Consider the following 2,215-nt stretch of genomic DNA (forward strand, 5'->3'; position numbering starts at 1 on the left):
CTTAGGTTGCGCTGCTGCGCTCCAAGCTCTACCGCTTCGCCTGCTGGCTCCGCTAGATTGCGGATTGGAAAATTTTGAAAAGAGAACCCTGCGTCAGGCTGTTATCTGATTATGGTTGCATTTCAGACATGTCTCAAATATAATTTTTCAGACTTGTATCACCCCGCTACGCGGGCTGTTATCTGATATAGTTGTTTTTGTCTCACTTGTCTCAATCTCAAAAACTCGCCCCTAGTGCGCTTGTTGTCTTGCCGGACACGCAGCTAGGGGCTATGGAGTAAACCAATTGTACCATCAATCTGACCTGTTCTTGCAAGAACGTCTACCCCGACACCCATACTGCACCGATGACTTGGCAGCAGGTATCCGCCCGCGTTCCTACATCCACGCCATCAAACGCCGCTACATTCAAGCCAACCCGCCGCATTTGCGCGTGTTCATGCTCTTTGACTTGGACTATGCTGGCGCGGCTCTTGCTTGGGAAGATAGCGGGCTGCCTATGCCCGCTTGGGCGGCGGTAAACCGTGAAAATGCCCACGCCCATCTTGCCTATGCACTCTCCGCTCCCGTGCTGACGGCGGATTTCGGCGGGCGACAGGCTGCCTTGCGTTATCTCGCCGCCGTAGAAGCCGCCTATCGCTCAAAATTGGACGGGGACGACGGTTTTAGCGGGTTAATTACAAAAAACCCCATACACCCCCATTGGGAGCTTCTGCGCGGCGTTCCTGATGCTGTACGCGGCTATGACTTGGAATACCTCGCCGACTTCGTGGATTTGGCTAAATTCAAGCCGTATGTGGGCAGAACGAACTCGGAAGCGGTCGGACTGGGTAGAAACTGCACCGTGTTCAATGTCGTGAGCCGCTGGGCTTACCGCAATATCAGGGGCTTCAAGTGCGAACAGGGAATAACCGCTTGGAAGCGGGAAGTGCTGCATCAGTGTTTGAATGTAAACGGCGATTTCCCTTGCCCCATGATGCTGAAAGAAGTCCAATGTATCGCTAAATCTATCAGTAATTGGGTCTGGAACAGGTTTGATATTGCTGCCAGCGACAGGCGGTTTTCAGAACTACAAAAGCATAGGAACAATTTACGAAAAATAAAGAAAAATCAATTCTCAGATAAATTTATTGAAATGAAAGATTGGGTAGAAAATGGCTAAAATTCGCACAGATAAACGCCCGATGACTGCTTACGAAATTGCTAAACGTTTCGGCTGTACACCTCGAACAGTTTATAACTTTTGGTCGCAATCCCGCGCCGACTACCTAGCCGAAAACTCTATCAGCCGTGATAAACCGTGGGAGAAGCTCGGCATTTCCCGCGCCACTTGGTATCGTCGCGGCAAGCCCATGCCGCCTGAAACCATACAACAGGAGAAAAAATAATGAGCCGTTACCTGATTACCTTTGACATGGATACCAACTGCCTGAAAGATAATTATCATGGAAATAGCTATAACAATGCCTATGCGGATATTAAAAACATCTTGGCTAAACATGGATTTGAAAACATTCAGGGCAGTGTTTATCTAGGCCGTGAAGGCATCAGTGAAGCACACGGAACAATAGCCATTCAGGAACTGACCGCTCGGTTTGATTGGTTTTACTCCTGTATTTCAAACATTAAGTTTTACCGCCTTGAAAGCGATTTGAACGCACAATTTATCGCTGGGGGTGTGTATCAAGCCAAACAGGCTTTCCTTCAACGTGTTGAACAACTTCGTATATCCCTAACAGAAGCTGGATTATCTGATGAGCAAATCAATCAGGTTCTGGAAAAACAGAAATTTGAATTGGAAAGTCCTAACCTGAAATTAAATTAACCGCCTTTGCTCTCCAACATCCGCCGCATTGATGCCAGTTTTTGGCGCGCTGCGGCGTTTTCTGTGCGTTTTAGGGCTTCGGGTAGGGTAGCCCCTAACACTTTGGCGATATTGCTCGGATAGGGCTTTCTCGCGCCCGCAATGCGGGTTTCTGCTTCCGCTACGGCTTCAGCCCCGTAGGTCTCTATCAGCCATGCGGCTGTTCGTCTGTCGCGTTCGTTCTCGGTAATCATAGGCTCATACCCCATCCCCTGCTTTGTTTTCGTTCGTGTCGTTGGCTTATCGTTTGGCGAGTTGATTCAAGATTTCGCTCTGCCGATTTTGTAAGACTGCCTGAGCGGTCTGTATTTCGCTCTGCCTTTCTAACTCGGCTGCCAAGCTCGCTAAATG

At 49.0% G+C, this 2,215-nt stretch carries 4 protein-coding genes; 3 read left to right on the plus strand and 1 reads right to left on the minus strand.

Annotated features, from left to right (window positions below; translation table 11 throughout):
• Positions 1-286: 286 nt before the first annotated feature.
• The 3 genes from ACTHUR_RS10625 to ACTHUR_RS10635 are packed head-to-tail and all read left to right on the plus strand — an operon-like array spanning position 287 to position 1,825.
• Complete coding sequence (locus ACTHUR_RS10625) at positions 287-1,162, plus strand: replication initiation protein (protein WP_240600418.1); 876 nt, start codon at positions 287-289, stop codon at positions 1,160-1,162.
• Positions 1,155-1,388 (plus strand): hypothetical protein, encoded by a 234-nt coding sequence (locus ACTHUR_RS10630; protein ID WP_019271595.1) that lies wholly within the window; start codon positions 1,155-1,157, stop codon positions 1,386-1,388. Before ACTHUR_RS10625 ends, ACTHUR_RS10630 begins: the two co-directional genes overlap by 8 nt.
• On the plus strand, positions 1,388-1,825 hold the full coding sequence (locus ACTHUR_RS10635; protein ID WP_440398559.1) for a VapD: 438 nt from the start codon (positions 1,388-1,390) through the stop codon (positions 1,823-1,825). The genes ACTHUR_RS10630 and ACTHUR_RS10635 overlap by 1 nt, the downstream gene beginning before the upstream one ends.
• On the opposite strand, the gene ACTHUR_RS10640 is transcribed toward ACTHUR_RS10635, so the two are convergent.
• Entirely contained in the window at positions 1,822-2,058 is a 237-nt protein-coding gene (locus ACTHUR_RS10640) for a cryptic plasmid protein A (protein WP_240600416.1), read from the minus strand. The genes ACTHUR_RS10635 and ACTHUR_RS10640 overlap by 4 nt on opposite strands.
• Positions 2,059-2,215: the final 157 nt, after the last annotated feature.

This window comes from Neisseria sp. P0021.S007 (assembly GCF_051956855.1).

Bases quoted from the DNA above. Each gene is read 5' to 3' on its own strand.
- ACTHUR_RS10630 (WP_019271595.1), top strand. From the start codon at position 1,155: ATGGCTAAAATTCGCACAGATAAACGCCCGATGACTGCTTACGAAATT.
- ACTHUR_RS10635 (WP_440398559.1), top strand. From the start codon at position 1,388: ATGAGCCGTTACCTGATTACCTTTGACATGGATACCAACTGCCTGAAA.
- ACTHUR_RS10640 (WP_240600416.1), bottom strand. From the start codon at position 2,058: ATGATTACCGAGAACGAACGCGACAGACGAACAGCCGCATGGCTGATA.